We start from the raw sequence: 18,331 nt of genomic DNA on the forward strand, positions 1-18,331 counted from the left end.
ATTTTTATTATCCTTTATTTTTAGATTTTTGCATTAAATCAAACCAATCTAATGTCGTTTGGTGAATATGAGCATAATCTAATTTTTCACTTTGATTAAGAATACGTCGTAGATAGATATTCTCATCATTATAACTTTCTGCAATTTCAATCAGTTTATTTTCACAATCTTTTTCGATATTTTCAGAAATGTTGTCAAAGTAATTATCTAAACTTGAGGTAATTGCCAACTCAAATGTAACAAAACTACGTAAATAGGCAGAAACATAACTTTCAAGCTGTTGCTTCGCATGTTCTTTTTCTATTTTATTAAAACTGAGTTTAGCTAACGCTTCGTTATTTAAATAATAGAAAATAGGTGAGTTTTCTTTTCCTGATAAAATTGAGACAATATAATAAATCCAAAGTTTAATTACATCTTTATCTCGTAAACTACCCGTTCGCCATAGCACTATACTATTACCAAATAGATGCGGAATATTGCCGATAAGTTCGGTTTGATCAAGCGTTAAATTGATTTCAAGCACTTGACTATCTTGATTTAAATAACCAGCCAAACCTGAACGCATATTCTCAATCCGAGAATTTAATTCTTCTTGTTTTAATTTACCAAAATTCAGTGCTAACAAATTTCCTTTCAAGTACTCTTTTGCAAAGAAATTCTCTATTTCTTCATTTTTGATATTCAATAACTCATCTAATAGAGCGTATTCATCTAAACGAGAAAGTGAAAAATGTTCGGTTTCTTCAATACTCTCTTCGCTTAAGCTAAAATTCACGCCTAATCGATGAGTAAAAAAATAACGAGCAGGTGATTGAATAAAGCTAATCAGATCGTCTAATTCAATATATTTTGGCAACTCTACTTCATTAATAATTTGTTCTGAGATAAACTCTTTAACTCCATTACTATTCTGTACTAATGGCAACCACTCTTTATCATAAGAAAGATAATTTTCTTTAAAATTATTTGGACTAAATACCGTAATAGGATGGTTTTGAATAAATTGTGCTTTTTCTTCTAAATCAGAGTGCTCAATTAAATAGTCCATTAATTGAGAAACTAATACTGATGGAAAATACTCTTTATTATTGACTAATGATTGACCAATATAACTCATATAGAAAATATCTTGAGCAGAGAGCAATGCTTCTAAGAATAAGTAACGGTCATCATCTCGTCTTGCACGATCACCTTTTTGTGGATGATATTGCATTAAATCAAAACTATTGATTTGTTGCTGTCTTGGAAAATCTGCTTCATTCATTCCCAATAAACAAACTACTTTAAATGGAATAGCTCGCATTGGTAATAAAGTACAGAAATTTACTTTTCCTGCTAAAAATTGCAGATGGCTTTTTTGATAATTTAATTTCTCTTTAAAAATTGAGCCAATAATATCAATCGAAATAGGCTGATTATATTTTGTTTGTTCAATTAACGAATAGCATTTTTCAATTTCTTCGGAAATCAATAATAATGCGTTAGTCGTCGTTTCATTTTCTTGATAGAAATGATTGAGCACATATTCCAGCATTTCTTTCCATTCAAAAGCAGTATGATTTTCCTGTAAAAAATTCGCCCAATCGGTTAATTTTTCAATAAAATCTGCTAAATAACCCACTCGTTCTGAAATCAAGCCATAACTCTCATTAAAAGCAATAGTATTCTGCCAAATACCGCTCTCTTCTTTTAAGCTTGTGCCAAGCAATAAACGACTTAAACCATTTTCCCAAGAATTATAATTATCCCATTGTTCATCTTTTTGAATTGTGAGTTCTGCACGAATACCGCTTGCTTTAATCCAATTTCTTAATAAAACAATATCGTTTTCACGTAAATTAAATTTCTCACCTATTGCTTTAACGTCTAATAGATCTAATATTTCTTCTGCACTAAAACGGCTTTCTTTCATTGAAAGCAGAGAAATAAAGCTAGAAAGAATAGGATCAACTTCACTGATTTTTTGGTCTGAAATTGTAAATGGAATATAACGTTTATCTTTCCCGCCTTTTTCATCTTTTTTATCATAACGAGAAAATACAGCTTGAATATAAGGGGCATATTGCTCAATATTCGGTGACATTACAATAATATCTTTTGCCGAGAGTGTTTTATTTTGTTCAAAAATATGAAGCAATTGATTATGTAAAATTTCAACTTCTCGTAAGATACTATGTACTGAATGAATTTGAATCGAATGATCTTGTTTGAAATCTAAATCAGGTTCGTTATGATACTCTAAAATCGCTTGCTTAATTTGGCTTAAATTATGGGCTTCAAAAGATGGAATAAAACCCTCTATCACATCGTGTTCTTCTTCCACTAATTGTGCTAAAAAATCTCGCCCTTGTTTACCCCAAATTGCGAGTAGTTGATTACCTTGTTGTGCTAATAATGCATTAATATCTTCTTGAGAGAGTTGTTGTTTTAATGCAAGTTTTTCTAATACGCTATCTTCAATACTATCACCCCAATATTTTTCACTGGGGTTTAAAAAGAATAAATGAATATCACAATGCTCACTTAATTTTCTTAATACAGCAAGCTGAGACGGTGGAAGCGAAGAAATACCAAAAACAAAAATACGTTTAGGCAATTTTTGTTGTTCTTCTTCAGTCAAATTATCTAATTTTTCAAAATATGAATTTTGTAAATAGGCACGATGTGAAGTAGTAAATAAAAGCTCATCGTAATCTTTCTTAGTATCTTCAATCAATAAATTCCATAGAATACTTTGCCAAAGCACATTTTCGGCAATATCTTCTTCATTTTTGATTTTATTAGAAAAATGATGTTTAATTTCATCAATAACTAATTGTTGATTATTCTTTTCCCAAGAAACTAACCAGTGTGGACGATAAACTAAATATTGGTCAAAAAGATCAGCAATTTTATTGGCTAATTGATAAAGGCGTAAATCCGAACCCTCTTTTTCAGATTTAAGATAAACTCGTAAGGCACTAAAGCCTTCTTGCTCAAGTACGTTTGGGATAATTCTCATCAATCGCCACGCCATTACAGTGCGTTCAAAAATATTCTCTTTCGGCAGGTAAGGGAAGACAAGGCGATATTGCTGCCAAATAAAACTGGTCGGGAATGGGAAATTGTAATTGCCCGCAATGCCTGTTTGTTCAGCAATTTCCATTTGTAGCCATTGAGCCATTCCAATACTTTGAACCAAAATAGTTTCTTCGGCAAAAGGATCGGGATTTGGGGAAATTTTTTGGTGCTGAATAAGCATTGACGCTAAGGCGTTGAGATCATTGGAATAATAAACGGTGAACATACTAAAGCCCTCATAGAACGAGCCATTTTGCTTGAATTGGCTAGAATATTCAACGCTTTTAACCGATTACTTTGTTTTAATTTCAACCTTCCCCATCGGATAACTGATCTTTATTAACTCCTCATTGCATTGGATGGTAAATCTCACATCATTTTCGACCGCTTGTGCCTCGCAACTTCGCCCTGCCATTCTTAACGCAATCTGGTTTTCTGCAATTTGCAATGCCTGCTGTTGCTGGTAATTTCTTGCACCACGTTCAAGCTGAGTTTTCTGCCAAGCGGTGAAATTTAATGCCAAAATTGCAAATAGCGTTAATGCGACCAACAATGAACCCAAGCTTTCCGCTCTTAATTGTTTAACCATACTATTTATTATTTAAGATATTTTTTGAATTTGGTACGAGATACCACTTTGAATATTTCTGCTCTAAATTATCAACTACAGCTTTTCTAAAGGTTAGATTCCGCTCTTCTCGTTCATTATCAAAGGTAGAATAAAGCACGCCATATACTTTTTTAGATCCTGTAATATCAAAATGGTAGTCAGTAATAATAATACCGTAAAAATGTTCATCTAATCTCTCTTCAATCGCCTTTTTTGCTACGACAATTTTCGGATCATCTTCACTATTTTTAGGTAATTCAGATAATGAATTAATATAAATTATTTGGGAAGCATAAGAATCTAAATCCAGCCAATTTTCAATATTATCCACTGCAATATATTTATCTTTTGTCGGTTTTGGTTTAATAAATAAACTTCTCATTTCGCATTGGTAAGAATAAATAAGCTCACCTATTTTTTCTTCAACTCTCTCTTTTTTCTCTGTAGCACATTGATCTTGGTTTATCTTTTTCAACAGGGATAATTTAGATGATAAATATTGTTGGTAATAGCCATTTGTCACACTTTCTTGCCTTAACCAATTTTCTTTAGTTAAAAATAGCAACGTGAGAACCGCAGCTAAAATCAGTAATGAACTTAATAAACTACTGGCTTCTAATTTCTTCATTGAGTAAATCCATTTAACAAATAAACATAAGCCGTTAAGTGATAACTTATCTTTTTATCTTTAATTGAAGAAAGCGTTAAATCAATTTGCATCAATTCATTCTGTTTTTTCCAATTAAATTGAAGTTTATCGACTAAATATTCCTCTTTAGAAGTAAATTTCGTCCATTTATTTCCGCAGCTATCTAATAGTGTTTTACATTGTTCGCCCAAGCAATTTTCAAAACGGTTATCGGCATAAAGATGGATCTCTTTTTCCTCTAATTTAAAGCCAAAAACTTCTTTTGCTAAATCTTTGGTATTATTTAATTGCCCATTTCTGCACAATGCTTTTTTCGTAGCACGTTTGCCTAAACAACCATCGCCATTGAGATCATAAAAGAAAATTAAACATTGGCTATTTAATGCAAAACGTTGGTTATCTTTTTCAAACAGTTCAAAATTACTCTCTTCTTTATTATTGCCTTGATAACCTAAATGTTGAATATGTTGTTGCAAATAATGCGCTAATTGATGGGCTTCTTTTTGTAAGAAAAATTGCTCTTTTTGTTTTTGCCAAACAACATAATAGTTAGAGTAATAATAGGTGAAAGAGAGTAACAACATTGAACCTAATGCTAATGAGATCAGGAGCTCAACTAAGCTAAAGGCTTTCAACCGGCTAATCTTTACAGGTGCTTCGCTTATTTTTCGGGCTAACATAAATTCTTCCCCACTGATCGAATTGTAGAATTTCACTAGTATTATTTAGACTGATATTGATACATTTAGATTCTAGCCGTCCTGCATTACCATCAATACTAATAAAAGATTTCGGAAAAAGACTCTTATTGCGTAAGATAATATTTTTATGTTGGTTTTCGTAAAGATGATATTCCTCAGTTAGCACACAACTTTTCATATTTAAGCAATTACAGGTTACTTGTTTACTACTCTCTTTTTGAATCGCAATAATGCACCATTTCTTTTCATTATTATTCTGTGCAATAGTAAGTGAATAATTCTTTTTTTGAAAACGAGCTTTAGTTTGAATTTGATAAATAAAAGAAGAGAGATTTTCTATTTCACTTTCTAACACCCATTTATCTTGCAAAGAAAAAAGAATAGGAGGAATAAATAAAATAGAAATAGTAAGAAGCGTTAAGGTAATTAAAATTTCAATTAAAGTAAAAGCTCGCCACATAATCTTTCCTCAAAAGAGAGAACACTATGGACGAGTTTGCAAGAAATGTAAATTTGGAATATTTAAATTTTCGAGCATGCTCGAAAATTTAAATAACTAGAATGAAGAAGTATCCTGGAATAAACCTACTTTGAGATCCGTTGCCGTGTAAATCACGCGTCCATCTACTTCCACTTTGCCATCCGCTAATCCCATCACGAGCTTGCGGTTGATCACTCGTTTCATATGAATGCGATAAGTTACTTTTTTCGCGGTCGGTAAGATTTGTCCTGTGAATTTCACTTCTCCAACACCTAAAGCACGACCTTTGCCTTTTCCGCCCATCCAGCCTAAGAAGAAACCGACTAGTTGCCACATTGCATCTAAACCTAAACAACCAGGCATCACAGGATCGTTGATGAAATGACAATCAAAGAAGAATAAATCTGGGCGAATATCTAATTCTGCTTCAATATAGCCTTTATCGAACAAGCCACCGTTTTCGGTCATCAAGTTCACTCGATCCATCATTAACATTGGCGGTGCGGGTAATTGAGGACCTTCACTGCCAAATAATTCGCCACGTCCTGATGCTAATAAATCTTCATAAGTGTAGTTAGATTTAATATTTGGTGTACAACTGTTCATCTTTTTAATCCTGTATTACTAAAAAGAAAGCCTGTATTCTCTTGCTTTCCTAATTTTGTTTGTGAAAGCAGATAGTACAGTCTTTTATTTTAGCTAACAACTGTTAGCTGACTTGTCGGATCAGTGAGATTTCCACCAAGGGAAAATTTTATGCCACAATTTATGTTCTACATCGTGATTTGGGCTTTGCTCAATGCCTTGATGAATCAGGTCAAACAAGGCAGGTTTGTCGGATTTTTCTCGTCGATCTTCTGCATAAAATGCATTTTTCAGTAAAATTTCGACCGCTTCAAACACGCTTTCAACCGCCCAGATCTGGAATTTCTCTGCTTTAACGGCAGCCAATACGCTAGGTTTCAGGCTTAAATGTGACACACAGCTTGCAGGAATAATCACACCCTGTTTCCCTGTAAGCCCACGAGCATCACACACTTCGAAAAAGCCCTCGATCTTTTGGTTTACACCGCCCACGCTTAGCACATTACCAAATTGGTCGATAGAGCCTGTCACCGCAATAGCTTGCGGTAGTGCAACCTTCGCTAAGCTGCTGACTAACACGCATAAAATCGCTAATGATGAGCTGTCACCATCCACTTCACCGTAAGACTGCTCAAAGGCAAGCGATGCGGAAAACGGCAATTGGGTTGGTAATTCTAGCAAATTCGCCAAGCAGGATTGGGCAATTAAAATCCCTTTCGAGTGAATGTTCCCGCCAAGCTCCACTTTGCGTTCAATGTCGGTAATTTCTCCATCACCATATTGCACGTTGCAACTGATACGAAGCGGCTCGCCAAAGGCATAGGGCACGCCTTCAAATTCAATGACTGACAAGCCGTTGATCTGCCCAATCTCTTCGTCATCGGTTTCGATATAAACTTGGTTATTCAAAATATCCTGCAAGGCATATTCATTTAGGCTAGAAGCCTGCTTCTCTTGGGCTGCAAAGTAGCCATTGACCTCCGTGAAAGCGGTTGAATTTGGGTAGAATTTTGCAAAGCCGAGCAACTGATTTTTGAGCTTAGTGGGTGAAATAGAAATCATCGTTTGGCTTTCGCTTTCACGGATATAATGTTGTAAAAGCTGCTGAAGTGCGGGTTCGCTTAATTTGCGTTGCGTAAATTTTTGGGCGTAGGCTTGCACATAATCGCCCCATTGATTCAGACTCTCTTCGTTCACATTCAGGAATGAATCGATTTCGGTATATTGTGCGAATTGGTACAAATCACCATCATAGGCAGCAAGCATTGAGATATCTTCACGGCTGCCAACTAACAGCAATTTAAATGGGCTGTGAATCACGGGCAGTTCTTCGGACACGTGGTTTACCGCATTCTGTTCATAAAAGCCGAACAACAAAGCTTGTTTGAGTTTATCCCACTGTTTTAAATCGTGTAATAGTGTATTTAAACGCAACACTAAAATGCCATTTTGTGCTTGCTGAATTGCCCCTTCGATGGTCTTGATACGATTCTCTTTTTCTAAAAAGAGTGTGTAGCCGAACAAATGCGAGGCTTTAAATTCGGTTCTCACAATCACAGACTGTGAATTCTCTATAGATAATTGGATGCAGAGTTCGTCTAAAAACTCAGGCAATACTTCGCTTTTCACCACCAATAATGAGCCCATTTCTTGCGATTTAAATAGGCTTAGGGCTTGCTGTGCCTTCGGCTGAAAATCGAAGAAATTGACTTGTTCGCCCGTTAATTGGAAGGTGTGAGATAAAGAAAGCGACTGCCACGATAAAGGAGATAAATTCACAAAAATGCCTCATAATAGAAATTTGGTTTATTATACAAAATTCCGTTATACTTGCCTAAAATTTGCGAATAAATCAAGAGAAACAATGAGATATCAAAAGCTAGAATCCCAAGAAGCGAATTGGAAGTGGAAATACTTACTCAAGAAACACCGCGAGGGCGAAAATATTACTAAATATACCGAAAGCAGTATGATTGAGCTAAAAATCCAGCTGCTAACTACACTACAAAACTCGCCCGATGAAATCGAAAAATGGGTAAAAACGGAAATGACCGCTGAGCAACGCAAAAAAATGCGCCAGTCTATTCGTGCTCGCCGTAAACGTTTTTTCAATGCCGAAAAAATCACAACCAAAAAGAAATCAATTGATTTAGAATACGCCAGCTGGTTGCAGCTTTCTAAGTATGCGAATGCTCAAGGAGTAACGCTTTCACAAGCTGTATTGCAGCTCATTGATGAATTAGAAAATAAAGAGCTGTATTTAGAGCAAGTTGAGAAAATGAAGGCAAGTTTGAAAGGCTTATTAAAAATTGGAGAATAAATGGTGCCGACTACCGGAATCGAACTGGTGACCTACTGATTACAAGTCAGTTGCTCTACCTACTGAGCTAAGTCGGCATAGAAATGTTTAAAAGAATGTTGCCAAAACAACGACGACAAATTATAAAGATTTTGAGCAAGCTTGCAACCTTTTCGTATTTAGTTGCTTACTAAACAAACAAAGTCGGTTAATTTTATAAGAAAATTAACAAATTCCTTACTAAAATCAACCGCTTTCTTTATATTAAACTATTCACTCGTTGGGGCAATTTCTTCTGTAGGGATAGTTTGCTGCTCTTCTGAAACCTCTGCTTTGGTATTCTCTGTTTTCGATTTTCCAAGTGAAAGAGCTTCTAACACCGTTGGTTTCTGGGTTTCTACAACTAAGCCACCAGAAGAACAATAAGTTTGTCCACGGTCACGCCACATTGGAATTTGGCGTCCGCTTTCACAAGTAATACTGCCGTAGCTATTAATGCCCACCCATTGAATATCTTTCACTTTCGGCAAGCTAAATTTCGGCGGTAAGGCACGGCGGATGTACTCTTTATAAACATACAACGCCCCACTTGAACCCGTTAAATGGGTATCAGCATTGTTATCTTTCCCAAGCCACACGGTCGCCACGTTTTCGCCATCAATCCCGACGAACCACGTATCACGTGCGTTGTTGGTTGTCCCCGTTTTACCTGCCAAGCGTAAATCCGCAAATTCACTTTGCAGGCTACGTGCCGTACCCCGTTCAACCACCTGTTGCATCGCATAAAGCGTTTGCGTCGTTGCTTCTTCAGGTAGTACTTGCTTGCTTACTTCCTCAATATTGCGTTGATAAAGCGGCTTGCCATCAAAGCCTGTGATAGACTCAATGGTCGTGAGCGGCACTTTCAAGCCATTATTCGCCAACACTTGGTAGGATTTCGTCACATCATAAGGTGAAATGGAGTAAGAACCGAGTAACATTGACGGGTAAACTGGAATATCCGCTTTATCCCAACCCATCTCTTTTTGTTTAGCGATTACTTTTCGCAAGCCAAATTTCATCCCGATATTCACTGTTGGAATATTCAGCGAGCGAACCAGTGCATCCATCAACATTACCGAGCCACTAAAACGTCTGTCATAGTTTTTTGGCGACCATGGGGCAGAACCTTTCACGTGAATAGTGATCGGTTTGTTGTCAATGGGTGTATTGAGGCGGAAATTTTTCGGATCTGACAACGCAATTGCATAAATCGAAGGCTTCACTAACGAACCGATCTGACGCTTAGTTTGAATCGCACGGTTAAAACCTGCATATTGAGTTAAACGGTCACCTACAATCGCCCGCACTTTACCTGTACGATATTCCGACACCACAATCGCAGATTGTAAGTCTTTGATTTTCTTATCCGAATTTTCCAAATCTTCCAAGCCATTAATTACCGCTTGTTCCGCAGAACGCTGTTGTTTACGATCAAGCGTGGTAAAAATTTTTGCCCCAGAAAGCAAGGCTGAGCGGTTTTCACCAAACTCATTTTTCAAGTCCATATTCAACGCTTGCATAAAGGCAGGTTGTTGGCGATAAATCGCACCTTTCTCTTTCACGCCTAGCGGTTGTTTGACTAGAAATTCGTAGTCACTTTGGCTAATTGCGTGGTTTTCTTGGAGCAATTTGAGCACCACATTTCGGCGTTCAAGTGCTGCCTCTGGGTGTCGCCACGGATTGTAAAGTGATGGACCTTTCACCATTCCAACTAACAGTGCCATTTGTGACGGAGTGATTTCTTGGATTGGGCGACCAAAATAAAATTGACTTGCCAACGCAAAACCATGCACTTGATAACTACCGTTCTGACCTAAATAAATTTCGTTTAGATACGTTTCAAGAATACGGTTTTTATCGTAACGAGCATCTAAAATCAGCGACATCAGTGCTTCGTTAATCTTACGGCTTAGTGATTTTTCGCTGCTCAAAAAGAGGTTTTTAACCAACTGTTGCGTGAGCGTACTCGCCCCCTGCACTGTTCTACCTGCTTGATAGTTCGCGACCAACGCACGGGCAATCCCCATTGGGCTGATACCATCGTGCTGGTAAAAGCGTTTATCTTCGGTTAAAAGTAGGGCTTGGATGAGGAAATACGGATATTGTTGCAATTTTAACGCTTGGCGTTCTTCATCGCTTTCTGAATGTAACATTGCAATCAATTTGGGATCCAGCCTAAACTCTTCCACTAAACGCTGAGCCCCCAAATCTTCAATATAAGTCAGTTTGTTGTTTTGAAAACGTAAACGCAAAACACGTTGTGCTTCAGGACTTTCAGGAAATGGAAAGGCACGGCGCAACACCACAATATTATTGCCTTCGAGTTTGAAATCGCCAGGAGCAACGATTTGCGATACTTGACGATAACCATTATCTAACAAAGCGGTTTTGGTTTGCTCCAGCGTAAGATTTTCCTCAATTTTGATGCTTTCAATGCGAGCATAAACTTCAGCTGGCAATTGCCAAACTTGCCCGTTCATTTTAGTGCGAATTTTACCGTCTAAATACACGGCATAAACCGCCATAAAGCTCGCCCCAACCACACCTAATTTGAGGCTCGTTGTAAGCAGCCGAGAACAGAGAGAGCGTTTATTTTTTTGCTTTTTTTCACGCGTGGACATAGTTCAAACCAAAAGGAAAAAGCGGTGATATTTTGCAAAAGGTTTACTCAATATATATCGTAGGGGCGGGGTTTATCCCCGCCCTGAATCAGTAATGTTTATTGGGAGGGGATAAACCCCTCCCCTACAAATATATCGTAAATTTTGGCTCAATATCACCGCTTGTAGAAAGGAAATTTAATTACGGATTACGTTTAAATTTGCTGAAATCAGGTTCACGTTTTTCGTTGAACGCGTTGCGACCTTCTTGACCTTCTTCTGTCATATAAAACAACATTGTCGCGTTGCCCGCTAATTCTTGAAGACCTGCTTGACCATCGCAATCTGCATTTAACGCCGCTTTCAAGCAACGTAATGCGATTGGGCTGTTTTGTAACATTTCACGACACCAACGCACAGTTTCTTTTTCTAAATCTGCGTAAGGTACAACGGTGTTTACTAAGCCCATATCTAGTGCTTGTTTCGCATCGTACATACGGCATAAGAACCAGATTTCGCGAGCTTTTTTCTGACCTACGATGCGAGCCATATAGCTTGCACCCCAACCGCCATCAAATGAACCTACTTTCGGGCCTGTTTGACCAAATTTTGCGTTATCCGCTGCGATAGTTAAGTCGCACATCATATGTAACACGTGACCACCGCCCACTGCGTAACCCGCTACCATTGCTACAACTGGTTTTGGGCAAGTGCGGATATCGCGTTGGAATTGTAAAACGTTTAAGTGGTGCACACCGCTGTCATCTTTATAGCCGCCGTAGTCGCCACGAATTTTTTGGTCGCCACCTGCACAGAATGCATATTCGCCTTCACCTGTTAGCACGATTACGCCGATTTTTTCATCAAAACGCGCATCGGCGAATGCGTGAATCATCTCTTTTACCGTTTGCGGACGGAACGCATTACGCACTTCTGGGCGATTGATGGTAATTTTCGCAATCCCATCTGTTGATTTGTGGTAACGAATGTCTGTGTAACCTTCGCTGTGATCAACCCATTCAACAGGTGCGTATAAAAATTCTTCGCTTGGATATAACATTGATTATGTTCCTTTTTGAGTATCAAATGAATGTTAAAAATTCGTGCCATTATAGCGGTTTTTGTCGCCAGTGAAATAAAAAGCGGTTAAATTTGTAGAATATTTTACAAATTCAACCGCTTGAAGAAAGGTTCGAAAAGAAGTGCTAAAACCTACGCAGCCTCTTTCCAAATCACCTTCGAATCATCCCAAAAATCCACAGGCGCATTCACAACCGGTTTAATAATACCGACACGAATCACAAAATCGCCAAAGCTTTCATTCGCATTGCGTTCTGTTGCCCATTTGCCGATTAAGCTGTCTAACTCAGCCACGATTTCAGGTAAGGTGATGTTTTCTTTATAAAGACGTGGAATACGTACGCCCTCACGATCTCCGCCGATGTGAAGATTGTAACGCCCTACTGCTTTACCGACCAAACCAATTTCCGCTAGCATCGCACGTCCACAACCGTTCGGGCAACCGGTAATTCGCGTCACAATATAATCATCTGCTACCTTGTGTTTTGCCATCACTTGATCCAGTTCATCAATAAAACCGGGTAATACACGCTCTGCCTCCGCCATTGCCAACGGGCAAGTTGGGAACGACACACAAGACATGGAGTTTTCACGTAATTTCGTCACATTATCGCGAATCAAGCCATATTTTCGTGCGATCTTCTCAATTTTAGCCTTATCTTTTTCTGCCACATTCGCCACGATCAGATTTTGGTTTGCGGTAATGCGGAAATCGCCTTTGTGAATTTTAGCAATTTCTAACACACCGGTGAGAAGTTGCGTTTCATCATTATCCACCAAGCGTCCACTTTCAATAAAGAGAGTTAAATGCCAGTTTTTATCAATGCCTTTTACCCAACCGATACGGTCGCCACGCTCGGTAAATTTAAATGGACGAATCGGCTCGAATGGCATTCCCATACGGCGTTCTACTTCCGCACGGAAACCGTCTAAACCCATATTTTGAATGGTGTAACGGGTGCGCGCATTTTTACGATCGCTGCGGTTACCAAAATCACGTTGCGTAGTCACCACCGCTTCCGCCGCTTTTAAGGTATGTTCCAGTGGCACATAACCCAGCTCAAGGGAAATATTCGGGTAAGTTTTGGTATTGCCGTGCTCCATCGAAAGCCCGCCACCGGCTAATACATTAAAACCGGCTAAATGCCCGTTGCCATCGGCAATGGCGACAAAATCCAAATCGTTACCGTAGCAATCCACATCATTTAATGGCGGAATCACCACCGCGGTTTTGAATTTACGTGGCAAATAGGTTTTACCTAAAATCGGCTCATCTTCTTGCAAGAAATCGTCGGAGCTTTGCACTTTTTTCCCGTCCACCCACACATCTAAATAACCACGGGTACGCGGTAATAAATGCTCGGAAATTTTCTTCGCATATTCGTAGGCTTGCTGGTGCAATTCCGATTCAATCGGGTTGGATGTACAAAGCACATTACGGTTCATATCTGCTGCGGTTGCAATAGAGTCTAATCCTAGGCTATGTAATAAACGGTGCATAGTTTGCAGTTGCGTTTTAGGTACACCGTGGAATTGGAAAGTTTGGCGATTCGTCAAACGAATTGAACGGTAATAGCTGTTTTCACGGGCGGATTTATCCAATTCAATCCATTGGGATGGCTTGATGATCCCGCCCGGTAAACGGCAGCGGAGCAACATAAATTTGAGCGGTTCCAATTTTTCTTCCGCGCGCTCCACACGAATATCGCGGTCATCTTGTTCATACATACCGTGGAAACGAATCAGTTGGAAGTTATCACCACGGAAACCGCCTGTCAGCGAATCTTTTAAGTCATCTAAAATCGTGCCACGTAAAAAGTTACTCTGTGTTTTTAAGCGTTCGTTGTCGGAAAGTGGTTTTTCTTGCCACTCTAAGCCTTTCTGTTTTTTCTGTTCTGTCATTTCTTCACCCCACTTTAGTAAACATCGCGTTGATAGCGTTTTTCTTCACGCAACGTATTCAAATACTCTTCGGTGTCTTCCGTACTTAATTTGCCTTCTTGCGCAATCACATCAAGCAACGCGGCTTCTACATCTTTTGCCATTCTTGCGGCATCACCGCACACGTAGAAATAAGCCCCTTCTTGTAACCATTGCCAAAGTGCGGTCGCATTTTCGCGGATTTTATCTTGCACATAGATTTTCTCTGCCTGATCCCGTGACCATGCAAAATCATATTTATGCAAGAAGCCATCCTTGGCAAACTGTTGCCATTCCGTTTGGTATAAGAAATCGGTTGCAAAATGCGGATTGCCGAAAATCAGCCAGTTTTTACCTTCCGCTTCATCTGCCGCACGTTGTTGCATAAAAGCGCGGAATGGCGCAACGCCGGTGCCGGAACCCACCATAATAATCGGCTTGCTGTTATCCGTCGGCAGACGGAAGCCATCGTTGTGTTCGACAAACACGCGAACTTCGCCATCTTCTTCCACACGATCCGCCAAGAAACTGGATGCACCACCGGCTCGGTTTCGCCCTTCGTGTTCAAAACGCACCACGCCCACGGTTAAATGCACTTCCTCGCCTACTTCAGCCGGTGAAGAAGAAATCGAATACAAGCGAGGCGTAAGCGGACGGAGCAAACCGATAAACTGCTTGGCGGTTAAAGTTGCAGGGAAGCGGTGCAACACATCCACAAGCGGTGTGTTTTGGATAAATTTCTGCAAACTTTCGTTATCTGCTACGATAGCATTCAATTCTTCATTATTCGCCAACGCCGCATAGCCTTTCATGAACGCCGGTGTGTTTTGCGTGAGTTCAAAATGCGATAAAAGTGCGGCTGCAATCGGCTGTGCTTTTTCACCCGCTTGTACTGCCGTTTGTGGATCGATACCAAGCACTCCTAAAATTTCATCCACTAATGCAGGATCGTTATCAAACCACACGCCCAACGCATCACCGGCTTGGTAGTGCAGATCCGAACCGCTCAAATCGATTTCAATATGACGCACATCTTTATCGGATTGACGCGCAGTGATTTTTTGATTGGTCAGCAATGTCGCAGCGAAAGGATTATTCTTGTTGTATTGGCTCTCTTTTGTAGCTTGAACAGGCGCATTACCTGCCACTTGTGGCGTTGCCACTGAGGTATGCGATGCCGCTTTTTCTTTGAGAAGATTAACAATATCCTTTACCCATTTATCCGCAGTAGCGGCAAAATCTAAATCCGCATCCACACGATCAAACAGACGGTTTGCCCCAAGTTCAGCAAAACGTTGATCAAAATCTTTGCCCGCTTGGCAGAAATTCGGGTAAGAACTGTCGCCCAAGCCCAGCACAGCAAACTGCAAGCGGTCTAATTTTGGTGCTTTTTTACCATTCAACAGCTTATGTAACACCACGGCTTCTTCCGGTGGTTCGCCGTCGCCTTGGGTAGAAGTGACCAGCAACAAATAAGACTCATCAGCAATATTTTTTGCTTTGTAATCTTTTAATGCCGCGCGTTTTACTTCCACACCTGCGGCTTTTAGTTGTTCCGCCATTTTATCCGCAACAGATTTCGCATTGCCCGTTTGCGAACCGGAAAGTACGGTGACACTAAATGGCTCAGCTTGAACGGTTGAAAGCACGGTCAAATTTTGCGGTAAATTTTCACCCGCAATGATATTCGCGTTTTCTGCCTTCGCCCAAGCATAGCCCGATAACCACGCCAACTGGCTTACCGTTAAACTCGGCAATAACTGAGCCAGTTCGGGCGGTAAAGGATTGATGTTTTGCATATATCTTCCCCACAATAAATCTAAATTCTAAAAATCTTTCTCTCGCCCGCTTGCGGGAGAGAGACAGCCTGAAGCGACGTTGAGTCGCGAAAAGCAGAGAGAGGGGGGAAAGAGCGGTCATTTTTCGTAAAGATTTTACAATTCCCCTCTCCCTCCGAAATCCTTCGGATTTCTCCACCCAATATTCGCTCCGCTCACCCCTTCGGGGCCGTTGGCAAAGCCAACGTTCAAATGCAAGCATTTGTCCCGAAATGGGTGAGGGGAAGTGATTACAAAATCATTCCAGCTGCGACCGTGTTATACGTCGCTTCATCAATCAAAATAAAGGAACCGCCGGCAATGTTTTCTTCATAGCGGGTTGCCACAATCGGCTTTTGTAAACTTAAGCGTACTTTCGCGATGTCGTTCATATTTAATGCGGTTGCACCATTTTCCTGTTCTAGGTTATGCACGTTTAATACGCTTTCAATCTCACTTACTTTTGTGAACACCGTTTGCGTACCGTGTTTGAGTAAATATTTACGGGCAGTATTCAATGGGCGTTCATCAAACCAGCAAATTGTTGAAACGAGCGGTTTCTGTGGTGTAAGTGGAGAATGTTCATCCACAAATAAATTACCTCGCGAAATATCAATATCGCGATCCAAACGTAATGTAATCACTTCGCCAGCAAAGGCTTGTTCCACCTCGCCTTTTGGCGTAATGATTTCCGTCACAACCGCATTCAAACCATTGGGTTCAATGCGCAAAGTTTGCCCAACTTTCACCGAACCGCGATCGATGCGCCCTTGATAACCACGGAAATCGTCCGCTTTATCGGCATCTTGGCGAATCACTAATTGCACTGGGAAATAAAAGTCGGCTGTTTCGCGACTCACTTCGTCCACACTTGGTAAATTTTCTAAAATGGTTAAAAGCGGCTCACCTTTATACCAAGGCGTGCTGTCGCTGGGGTAAACCAAGTTATCGCCAAGCAAGGCTGAAACCGGAATAAAATGCACATCTTTTAAACCTAATCTTGCAGCTAATTGTTGATAAGCCGCCACAATAGCGTTGAATTTTTCTTCGCTGTAATCCAACAAATCCATTTTATTCACTGCCACCAAAATATGCGGGCAGTTAAGCTGACGTAAAATCGCAGAATGGCGTTTGGTTTGTGGCAATAATTGCAGCGGTTGCTCATCAAAATTCAGCTGAGAAGCATCAATCAATACAATCGCCGCCGAGGCAGTACTCGCACCGGTCACCATGTTTCGAGTGTATTGCTCGTGTCCCGGTGTGTCCGCAATAATGAATTTACGTTTTGCCGTGGAAAAATAACGATACGCCACATCAATGGTAATGCCTTGCTCTCGTTCTGCCTCCAAGCCATCGGTTAAAATGGAGAAATCAATCGCTTCTTTTGTGCCTTTGTTTTTGCCTGCTTCTAGGGTTTTGATTTGGTCTGTCAGCAAGGCTTTGCTGTCGTAAAGTAAACGACCGATTAAGGTGCTTTTGCCGTCATCTACGCTACCGGCGGTGATGAAGCGGAGAGGGGTGCTGTGTTGTTGTGCAGTCATATCTTATTTCCTTTTAATTCGTTATCTTCCTCTCGCCCGCTTGCGGGGGAGAGACAGCCGTAAAGTGCGTTTAGCACTTGGAGGCAGAGAGAGGGGGCGATATAAATTCCCCCTCTCCCTCCGAAAATCCTACGGATTTTCTCCACCTTCTCCCGCAAGCGGGCGAGGGGAAAAGTGCGGTTAATTTTTCTTTTGATTTTAGAAATACCCCTCTTTTTTCCGTTTCTCCATCGCGGCTTCGCTGGCTTGGTCGTCTAAGCGGGTGGCGCTGCGTTCGGAGATGTCGGCGATGACGGTTTCTTCGATAATTTCTAATGGTGTTGAGGCGGTGCTTGCCACAGGGCAAGTGCAGCTGATATCACCCACGGTGCGGAAGCGAACATCTCGCACTTCGCTCACTTCATTTGGTAATTTTGGTGTCAATGGAGTGACGGGAACAAGCAAGCCTTTGCGATTCACCACCTCACGTTTATGGCTGTAATAAATGGATGGAAGCTCAAGGTTTTCGCGGGCGATGTATTGCCAAATATCCAGTTCCGTCCAGTTTGAAATCGGGAATACGCGCATATTTTCGCCTTTGTGTAATTTCGCATTGTAAAGCGACCACAATTCAGGGCGTTGTGCTTTAGGATCCCATTGACCAAACTCATCGCGGAATGCAATCACTTCAGGATAATTATGCCCTGTGTCGATATGCACCAATGGAAACGGAAGTTTCACCGGACGATCACCAAGTTGAAAGGCTTTACGTGCAAGGGCAAGCAATACGACAGAATCTTTCCCACCAGAGAAAAGCAATGCCGGATTTTCACATTCCGCCACAAGTTCGCGGATGATATGGATCGACTCGGCCTCCAGCCAGTCGAGATGTTGGTTGTTGAGTTCGGTTTTGGTCATGATGTTATTCCTTGTTGTGTTCTCTTTATTATGATGTGATAAATTT

14 protein-coding genes and 1 tRNA gene are annotated in these 18,331 nt (G+C 40.3%); 1 reads left to right on the forward strand and 14 read right to left on the reverse strand.

The genetic code is table 11. The annotated features are described in order from the left end of the window. Window positions 1-7 precede the first annotated feature (7 nt). The 7 genes from recC to QMF79_RS07220 form a co-directional block, all read right to left on the reverse strand. Window positions 8-3,289, reverse strand: a complete 3,282-nt coding sequence (gene recC / locus QMF79_RS07190; protein WP_281773297.1) for an exodeoxyribonuclease V subunit gamma — start codon at window positions 3,287-3,289, stop codon at window positions 8-10. A gap of 66 nt (window positions 3,290-3,355) precedes the next feature. Then, window positions 3,356-3,652, reverse strand: coding sequence for a DUF5374 domain-containing protein (locus QMF79_RS07195; protein WP_281773298.1), 297 nt, complete (start codon window positions 3,650-3,652; stop codon window positions 3,356-3,358). A 1-nt stretch (window position 3,653) separates the two neighbouring features. Next, window positions 3,654-4,301 (reverse strand): DUF2572 family protein, encoded by a 648-nt coding sequence (locus tag QMF79_RS07200; protein ID WP_281773299.1) that lies wholly within the window; start codon window positions 4,299-4,301, stop codon window positions 3,654-3,656. Continuing rightward, the gene (locus QMF79_RS07205; protein WP_040218340.1) at window positions 4,298-5,002 is read right to left on the reverse strand and encodes a prepilin-type N-terminal cleavage/methylation domain-containing protein; all 705 of its coding nucleotides are present in this window, start codon (window positions 5,000-5,002) and stop codon (window positions 4,298-4,300) included. Before QMF79_RS07205 ends, QMF79_RS07200 begins: the two co-directional genes overlap by 4 nt. Continuing rightward, window positions 4,962-5,483 carry a Type II secretory pathway, pseudopilin PulG gene (locus QMF79_RS07210; RefSeq protein ID WP_281773300.1) on the reverse strand — a complete coding sequence of 174 codons (522 nt, stop codon included), beginning with the start codon at window positions 5,481-5,483 and terminating at the stop codon, window positions 4,962-4,964. Before QMF79_RS07210 ends, QMF79_RS07205 begins: the two co-directional genes overlap by 41 nt. A 96-nt stretch (window positions 5,484-5,579) precedes the next feature. Then, window positions 5,580-6,110, reverse strand: coding sequence for a bifunctional 3-hydroxydecanoyl-ACP dehydratase/trans-2-decenoyl-ACP isomerase (fabA, locus tag QMF79_RS07215; RefSeq protein WP_040218344.1), 531 nt, complete (start codon window positions 6,108-6,110; stop codon window positions 5,580-5,582). Between the two features lie 120 nt (window positions 6,111-6,230). After that, window positions 6,231-7,868: an AAA family ATPase gene (locus QMF79_RS07220; RefSeq protein ID WP_281773301.1), complete on the reverse strand. Its 1,638-nt coding sequence runs from the start codon at window positions 7,866-7,868 to the stop codon at window positions 6,231-6,233. Window positions 7,869-7,953: 85 nt separating this feature from the next. Between QMF79_RS07220 and matP the strand changes: the two genes are divergently transcribed. Next, window positions 7,954-8,409: a macrodomain Ter protein MatP gene (gene matP / locus QMF79_RS07225; protein ID WP_111427834.1), complete on the forward strand. Its 456-nt coding sequence runs from the start codon at window positions 7,954-7,956 to the stop codon at window positions 8,407-8,409. A gap of 1 nt (window position 8,410) precedes the next feature. Here the strand turns inward: matP and QMF79_RS07230 are convergent. The 7 genes from QMF79_RS07230 to cysD all read right to left on the reverse strand — a co-directional run bounded on the left by QMF79_RS07230 (window position 8,411) and on the right by cysD (window position 18,285). Then, window positions 8,411-8,486 (reverse strand) — tRNA-Thr (locus tag QMF79_RS07230). Window positions 8,487-8,657: 171 nt separating this feature from the next. Continuing rightward, window positions 8,658-11,051: a penicillin-binding protein 1B gene (gene mrcB / locus QMF79_RS07235; RefSeq protein WP_281773302.1), complete on the reverse strand. Its 2,394-nt coding sequence runs from the start codon at window positions 11,049-11,051 to the stop codon at window positions 8,658-8,660. Window positions 11,052-11,232: 181 nt separating this feature from the next. Further along, window positions 11,233-12,090 carry a 1,4-dihydroxy-2-naphthoyl-CoA synthase gene (menB, locus tag QMF79_RS07240; protein WP_281773303.1) on the reverse strand — a complete coding sequence of 286 codons (858 nt, stop codon included), beginning with the start codon at window positions 12,088-12,090 and terminating at the stop codon, window positions 11,233-11,235. 152 nt (window positions 12,091-12,242) lie between these two features. Continuing rightward, window positions 12,243-14,012, reverse strand: coding sequence for an assimilatory sulfite reductase (NADPH) hemoprotein subunit (cysI, locus tag QMF79_RS07245; protein WP_281773304.1), 1,770 nt, complete (start codon window positions 14,010-14,012; stop codon window positions 12,243-12,245). A 14-nt stretch (window positions 14,013-14,026) separates the two neighbouring features. Then, window positions 14,027-15,829, reverse strand: coding sequence for an assimilatory sulfite reductase (NADPH) flavoprotein subunit (locus QMF79_RS07250; RefSeq protein WP_281773305.1), 1,803 nt, complete (start codon window positions 15,827-15,829; stop codon window positions 14,027-14,029). Between the two features lie 269 nt (window positions 15,830-16,098). After that, on the reverse strand, window positions 16,099-17,388 hold the full coding sequence (locus QMF79_RS07255; protein WP_281773306.1) for a sulfate adenylyltransferase subunit 1: 1,290 nt from the start codon (window positions 17,386-17,388) through the stop codon (window positions 16,099-16,101). A gap of 198 nt (window positions 17,389-17,586) precedes the next feature. Continuing rightward, window positions 17,587-18,285 (reverse strand): sulfate adenylyltransferase subunit CysD, encoded by a 699-nt coding sequence (cysD, locus tag QMF79_RS07260; protein WP_281773307.1) that lies wholly within the window; start codon window positions 18,283-18,285, stop codon window positions 17,587-17,589. Between the last annotated feature and the right edge of the window lie 46 nt (window positions 18,286-18,331).

The organism is Pseudohaemophilus parahaemolyticus, from assembly GCF_938021905.1.
Classification (GTDB): Bacteria; Pseudomonadota; Gammaproteobacteria; order Enterobacterales; family Pasteurellaceae; genus Haemophilus_A; species Haemophilus_A parahaemolyticus_B.